This window comes from Achromobacter sp. UBA5777 (genome assembly GCF_002418565.1).
Lineage (GTDB): Bacteria > Pseudomonadota > Gammaproteobacteria > Burkholderiales > Burkholderiaceae_B > Achromobacter > Achromobacter animicus.
Genome location: NZ_DIEJ01000089.1, coordinates 418 through 6617 on the forward strand (window position 1 = coordinate 418; position 6200 = coordinate 6617).

A 6200-nucleotide genomic window follows, 5' to 3' on the forward strand; every position below is an offset into this window, starting at 1 on the left:
CCAGGTGATGGAACTGTTCAAGCAGGCGCAGGCGCTGCAGGCGGCCGGAAGAGACATTATCAGCCTGGGCATCGGCGAACCGGACTTTACCGCGCCCCCTCAGGTGGTGGAAGCGCTGGACCGCGCCGCGCGCGCCGGCCTCAGCGGCTACAGCCCGGGTGCGGGCATCGCGCCGCTGCGCGAGGCCATCGCGCAGTTCTACCGGGACCAGTTCGGCGCGGCCATCGACCCGCGCCGCGTCATTGTGACCGCGGGCGCATCGGGCGCCCTGACGCTGGCCTGCGCGGCGCTGGTCAACGCCGGCGGCGAAGTGCTGATGCCCGATCCGTCGTATCCGGCGAATAGCAATTTCGTGCTGGCCGCAGGCGGCGTGCCGCGCCTGATTCCCAGCACGGCGGCAAAACGCTTCCAACTGTCCGCCGACGACGTCGCGCGCCACTGGACGCCCGCCACGCAGGGCGTGATGGTGGCTTCGCCCAGCAATCCGACCGGCACGTCGATCGCCCACGGCGAGCTGGCCGAGCTGCTGGCGCAGGTGCGCGCCCGCGACGGCTTTGCCATCGTCGACGAAATCTACCTGGGGCTCTCCTATGACGGCCAGCCGCGCTCGGCGCTGACGCTGGACGATGACGTCATCGTCATCAACAGCTTTTCCAAGTACTTTCACATGACGGGCTGGCGCCTGGGCTGGATGATCGTGCCCGACGACATGGTCGCGCCGGTCGAAAAGATTGCCTCCAGCCTGGCGATCTGCGCGCCCACATTGGCCCAGCACGCCGCGCTGGCCTGCTTCACACCTGCCGCGCTGAAGATCTTCGAACACCGCTGCGAGGCCTTCAAGCAGCGTCGCGATTACCTGCTGCCGGAATTCGAGCGCCTGGGCATCGACGTGCCGGTCAAGCCGGACGGCGCCTTCTATATCTATGCCGATATCAGCAGCCTGGGCATGGACAGCGCCGCATTTTCGCAGCGCCTGCTGCTGGAAGCCGGCGTGGCCGCCGTGCCGGGCCTGGACTTCGGACCGGCGCACGCGGCGCACACCATGCGGTTTTCGTACGCCACCGGCCTGGATCGGCTGGAAGAAGCGGTCGCGCGAATGGGCGTGCTGCTGCAGCGCTGACGCCTGCTGTGCCGTCCCCATGGAAAAGGCGCGTCCTTGCGGGACGCGCCTTTTTTTTCACAACGGACGGCGCGGATCAGTCGCGTGCCAGCGCGATGCCCGAGGCCAGCGCCAAGCGTCGGCGTTCCGCCTGCACCTTGGCGCCGTAGCCGTTGTCGTCCGGACCGGTGGATCCGACGTAACACGCCAGACCGCCGTCCACGGAACCGCGGCGGTTGATGCAGTCACGCAGGATCGTGGCGCCGACGCCGATGTTGGCGGCCGGGTCCAGCGGATTCTTGCCGACCGCGTCGAACTTGTCCTGGTGAACACTGGTCATGACCTGCATCAGGCCCTGTGCGCCCACATGGCTTTCGGCCAGCGGGTTGTAACGCGATTCGATGGCGATCACGGCCAGGACCAGCAAGGGGTCCAACTGCTTTTCGCGGCTGACCTTGTATACGGTGTTCAGCAGCGGACCGGTTGCGTCATACGCAACCTTGTACTTGCGCGAGATATAGTTGCGCAGTGCTTCGGCCTGCGGTCCCGTGGCCGCCGAAGCGGTCTTCTTGGGCGCGGGCGGCGCGACACGAGCCGGCCCCAGCATGCCGGTGGCGTTGCTGGCGGGTGCGGTGGGTACGGCCATGGCAATTGCCGACGAGGTGTCGGCACCCAGTTCGGAGCCGGTTTCGGACTCGGAGCTGGCCTGCATGGATGAAGGCGCAAGGGCGGTCAACAAGGCTTTGTGCACTTGCAATGCCTGGTCGCGCAAACCAGGCAGGGCGAATCCCATGCTTACCGTCACAATGACCGCGATGCCCAGGTAAACAGAGCAAATGCGCAGGGATTCGGCAAGATATTGGTGCACTCCTTGGGCCATGTTCCTGAACAGGCTGGCCACTGACGCATCGGGCATAAAACCTCCTGCGTGAAAAAGAGGGAGTCAATGTTAACCTCTCTTTGAATCCGAAATGTAACCAAATCGCTGGGATCTGTAGTGAAATACCGCGACCTTAGAGACTTCATCGCCCAACTTGAACGAATGGGCGAACTCAAACGTATAGCCGCGCCGGTGTCGACGCAGCTTGAAATGACGGAGATTTCCGACCGCGTGCTGCGGGCCGAAGGCCCCGCCCTGCTGTTCGAAAACGCCCGCCACAACGGCCAGCCCGCGCAGATGCCCGTGCTGGCCAATCTGTTCGGCACGCCCGCCCGCGTGGCGCGCGGCATGGGCGCCGACAATGTCAGCGCGCTGCGCGACATCGGCGAACTGCTGGCCTCGCTGCGCGAGCCCGAGGCGCCCAAGGGCCTGCGCGATGCGCTGGCCAAAGTGTCGATGCTGAAATCGGCGCTGTGGGACATGAGTCCCAAAAACGTCAAAAGCCCCGCCTGCCAGGAAATCGTCTGGGAAGGCAAGGACGTGGACCTGAACCGGCTGCCCATCCAGACCTGCTGGCCGGGCGACGTGGCGCCGCTGCTGACGTGGGGCCTGGTCATTACCCGCGGTCCCAACGCCAAGCGCCAGAACCTGGGCATCTACCGCCAGCAGTTGCTGGGACCGAACAAGCTCATCATGCGATGGCTGTCGCACCGCGGCGGCGCGCTGGATTTCCGGGACCACGCGATCGCCAACCCCGGCACGCCCTTCCCGATTGCGGTGGCGCTGGGCGCCGACCCGGCCACCACGCTGGGCGCCGTGACGCCGGTGCCGGACAGCCTGTCCGAATACCAGTTCGCGGGGCTGCTGCGCGGCTCGCGCACCGAAGTCGCGCAGGCGCTGGGCAGCAACCTGTCCGTGCCCGCGTGGGCCGAGGTCGTGCTGGAAGGCCATCTGCTGCCGTCCTCGGACCCGCGTGCCATCAAGCCCGTAGTGCCCGAAGGCGTCAATCCGCCGCCCGACACCGGCTACGAAATGGCGCTGGAAGGTCCGTACGGCGACCACACCGGCTACTACAACGAGCAGGACTGGTTTCCGGTCTTCACCGTCGAGCGCATCACGATGCGCCGCAACCCCATCTATCACTCCACCTACACCGGCAAGCCGCCCGACGAGCCCGCCGTGCTGGGCGTGGCGCTGAACGAAGTCTTCGTGCCGCTGCTGCGCCGCCAGCTTCCGGAAATCGTGGATTTCTACCTGCCGCCTGAAGGCTGCAGCTACCGGCTGGCCGTGGTGTCGATCCGCAAGCAGTACGCGGGCCACGCCAAGCGCGTCATGTTCGGGCTGTGGAGCATCCTGCGCCAGTTCATGTACACCAAGTTCATCGTGGTCGTGGACGAGGACATCAATCCGCGCGACTGGAAGGAAGTGGTCTGGGCGATGACCACCCGCATGGATCCGGTGCGCGACACGTTGCTGGTGGAGAACACGCCGATCGACTACCTGGACTTCGCGTCGCCCGTGTCCGGCCTGGGCGGCAAGATGGGCCTGGACGCCACCAACAAGTGGCCGGGCGAGACGAATCGTGAATGGGGCACCCCCATCACGATGGACGCGGATGTCAAGAAGCGCGTGGACGATATGTGGGGGCAGTTGGGACTGTAGACGCGCCACTGCCTGCGCATAAAAAAACCCCGCCGTCTGGCCGGGCCCGCATTGCTGGACGAAAGTCTGGCGGTGCGGGGCCGGTTGAGCGGCGGGGTTTTTATCTGGAAGCTGGCGTCAGTCGCGTTCCCGGTCGTCGTCCTGGCGCGAGCCGCGCCAGACCTTCAAGAGCTGCCAGCCCACGAAGGCGCCGCCGGCCAGCTTCAACAGCTTGCCGCGCTTGCCGCCACGCATGAACATGGCGGAAAGCGACGAACTGATGATGGGATAACGCCGCGCCATCGTGATGGCCTGCAACGCCCAGCGGGAGGCGCCGCCAGACGCCAGGCCCGGCAACATGCCGCGGATGAGCGCGCTGGGTTCGAGCCTGCGCCCGGCCGACACGATGTTCTGTGCCAGCGACTCGCGCTCGATGGCGGCGCGGGCGCGCAGCAATTCGATGCGCACGGCGCGGTCAACGGTGGGAGATCGTTTAGACATGGCTTAGAACTCCTCACGCCGGCGCACCGGCGTCTCGTCGTCCGCGTGCATGTCACGCACCCGGTCCAGCAGTTCCGCATCCCGGCCCAGCTCTTCGAGCGTGGCCGAAAACGGCGTCTGTCCGTACACGAGTCCGTGGCGCACCACCAGCAACAGCACCACACCGGCCACCCCATAGAACGCCGCCAACAGCCCGAGGGCCAGATAGCGGTCTTCCGTGGGCCAGAACGCCACGGCGATGGTGATGGTGGCCACCAGCACCGCCAGCGTCAGAAATAGCAGGGCCGCAAACGCCAGGCCCAGCAGCTTGAGCAGGCGCGCCTTTTCGTCCGCGGCTTCCAGAGCCAGCAGCTCCAGCCGCGTGCGCATCAGCCCGACCAGGCTGGAGGCAACACCGAAAACAGTTTTTCTTAGACCCATGGCTGAAAGAACGCCGGGCGGCAGGCAGCGGCATGAAGCCGTGCCTGCCGCCCGGACGTCCTGCCCTGTCAGCGGCGGCTGATCAGCAAGCCGAGCAGCAGGCCGGTCACGCCTGCGACCCCGATGGCTTGCCAGGGATTGTCGTGCACGTAGTCATCCGTCGCACGGGCAGCCTTGCGGCCACGTTCGAGGACGGCGTCTTGCGCTTCGTACAGGGCCTCGCGCGTGCGGCGCAGCGAGGTCATGGCGCGGTCGCGCAGTTCGTTGGCCTTGTCGCCGGTGCTGCTGGCGGCTTCGCGCAGCAGGCTTTCGGCGTCGTTCAGGCTGGTCTTGACACTGTCCATGAGTTTTTCTTTTGCGACGTCTTCGGATTTTCTCGTTGCCATTTTCTGAGCTCCTGTTGTGTGTCCATGACGGAAACGATGATACCAGCCGCCATGCGGGCGCAATCGCCCGCTTGCTACCGGGTGCTACTTGATCTGCGTAATCTCAACGGCGGATTTCACGCCGCCCTGATCGATGTCCTGCTTCATCACCAGATTCACGGCCGGGCAATACCAATCGGTGACCGTCGTGTTCATGCCGGGGATGGGAATGGTCAGGCCCTGAAACGTGGCCATCGTGGGATCCGAATTGCGCGTGTAGGTGATCGGGTGGCACGACTGCTTGCCCAGCGCGGTGTCCATCGAGGTCTTCTGACCGACCGATTTTTCGCCGATGCGCACCGTGGTGCTGGGCTGGCCCCCCACCGGCGCTTCCTTGCCGATCTTCAGGCGGAACGACGAGCCGGGCAGCTTCTGGCCCGCAGCCAGCTTGCCGTCATAGGCAAAGAGGCCCAGCATGCGCAGGTCGAACTGGCCTTCGGAAGGCTTGGGCGCTTCGCCCGCGCTGGCGTAGCGCAGGAAGGTGGCTTGGCCGCCCTTGACGGTCATCAGGTAGTCGAGCTTGGACTTGCCGGGCGGCAGGCCCGCGTAGCTGAATCGGGCAACGCCCTGCACGCGCGCGCGGCAATTGTCGCCATTGCTTTTTGTAACTTCGGCGAAGGTCAGATCCGCGCCCAGCGCCAGATTGCCCGAGCCGGTCAGTTGGACGGCGCCGCCGTCGTGCATGAACTTCGCGTCACACACGCCGGCCTGCGCCGTGGCGGCCGCGCCCAACGCGCCGGCCGCAAAAACCAGGGATGCCATTTTTCGCATCGTCGTCACAAGCCACTCCAGAAATCCGAAAGCGCCGTCCCGCCTTGGGGACAGCTGGCTTGATACTACACCGGTTGCCGTGCCCGGCGTATGTCCGAACGTGTCGTCACGCCGGCACCGGCGCCGCTGGGGCGCGCGCCATCAGCGCCTCGATCTCCGGCACACACGAGCCGCAACCCGTACCGCAACCCAGCGTGTCCTTCAGCCCCGCCAGATCGCAGCCGCCTTCGATGCCTTTCAGGATGGCCGCTTCGCTGACGCCATTGCAGACGCAGAGGGTGCGCAAACGCACCGCGCCCGCAACGCGTCCCATCAGCAGCGCCGCGATGCTGGCGGGCGCCTCGCCCCCCGCAGCCCACGCCAGCAGCGGCTCCTGCGCGCGCAGGTCGCCCGTCAGCAGAAAGGCATGCAGCGTGCCTTGGCCGGCGCTGACCCGGCGCAAATAGCCGCGCGCCGGATCGTC

The 6200-nt window shown here is 66.1% G+C and carries 8 protein-coding genes; 2 read left to right on the forward strand and 6 right to left on the reverse strand.

The features are described 5' to 3' along the window. Window positions 1-1120 (forward strand): pyridoxal phosphate-dependent aminotransferase (locus B3446_RS06250; RefSeq protein ID WP_291378487.1); only part of this gene is annotated, 1120 nt, incomplete at its 5' end. A 76-nt stretch (window positions 1121-1196) separates the two neighbouring features. Here B3446_RS06250 and B3446_RS06255 read toward each other — a convergent pair. Next, window positions 1197-2015, reverse strand: a complete 819-nt coding sequence (locus B3446_RS06255; protein WP_191576021.1) for a lytic transglycosylase domain-containing protein — start codon at window positions 2013-2015, stop codon at window positions 1197-1199. 81 nt (window positions 2016-2096) lie between these two features. Here B3446_RS06255 and ubiD point away from each other — a divergent pair, with 81 nt between their 5' ends. After that, entirely contained in the window at window positions 2097-3641 is a 1545-nt protein-coding gene (gene ubiD / locus B3446_RS06260; RefSeq protein WP_191576022.1) for a 4-hydroxy-3-polyprenylbenzoate decarboxylase, read from the forward strand. A 117-nt stretch (window positions 3642-3758) separates the two neighbouring features. Here ubiD and B3446_RS06265 read toward each other — a convergent pair whose 3' ends face one another. The 5 genes from B3446_RS06265 to B3446_RS06285 form a co-directional block, all read right to left on the reverse strand. Next, a complete protein-coding gene (locus B3446_RS06265; protein ID WP_191576023.1) occupies window positions 3759-4121 on the reverse strand; it encodes a hypothetical protein in 363 nt (120 codons plus the stop codon). Between the two features lie 3 nt (window positions 4122-4124). Further along, window positions 4125-4541, reverse strand: coding sequence for a phage holin family protein (locus B3446_RS06270; RefSeq protein ID WP_175124547.1), 417 nt, complete (start codon window positions 4539-4541; stop codon window positions 4125-4127). 68 nt (window positions 4542-4609) lie between these two features. Beyond that, on the reverse strand, window positions 4610-4927 hold the full coding sequence (locus B3446_RS06275; RefSeq protein ID WP_105240220.1) for a DUF883 family protein: 318 nt from the start codon (window positions 4925-4927) through the stop codon (window positions 4610-4612). An 84-nt stretch (window positions 4928-5011) separates the two neighbouring features. Further along, window positions 5012-5737, reverse strand: coding sequence for a hypothetical protein (locus B3446_RS06280; protein WP_370633016.1), 726 nt, complete (start codon window positions 5735-5737; stop codon window positions 5012-5014). Between the two features lie 106 nt (window positions 5738-5843). Next, window positions 5844-6200 (reverse strand): (2Fe-2S)-binding protein (locus B3446_RS06285; RefSeq protein WP_291378492.1); only part of this gene is annotated, 357 nt, incomplete at its 5' end.

Bases quoted from the DNA above. Each gene is read 5' to 3' on its own strand.
- B3446_RS06255 (WP_191576021.1), bottom strand. From the start codon at position 2,015: ATGCCCGATGCGTCAGTGGCCAGCCTGTTCAGGAACATGGCCCAAGGA.
- B3446_RS06265 (WP_191576023.1), bottom strand. From the start codon at position 4,121: ATGTCTAAACGATCTCCCACCGTTGACCGCGCCGTGCGCATCGAATTG.
- B3446_RS06270 (WP_175124547.1), bottom strand. From the start codon at position 4,541: ATGGGTCTAAGAAAAACTGTTTTCGGTGTTGCCTCCAGCCTGGTCGGG.
- B3446_RS06275 (WP_105240220.1), bottom strand. From the start codon at position 4,927: ATGGCAACGAGAAAATCCGAAGACGTCGCAAAAGAAAAACTCATGGAC.
- B3446_RS06280 (WP_370633016.1), bottom strand. From the start codon at position 5,737: ATGCGAAAAATGGCATCCCTGGTTTTTGCGGCCGGCGCGTTGGGCGCG.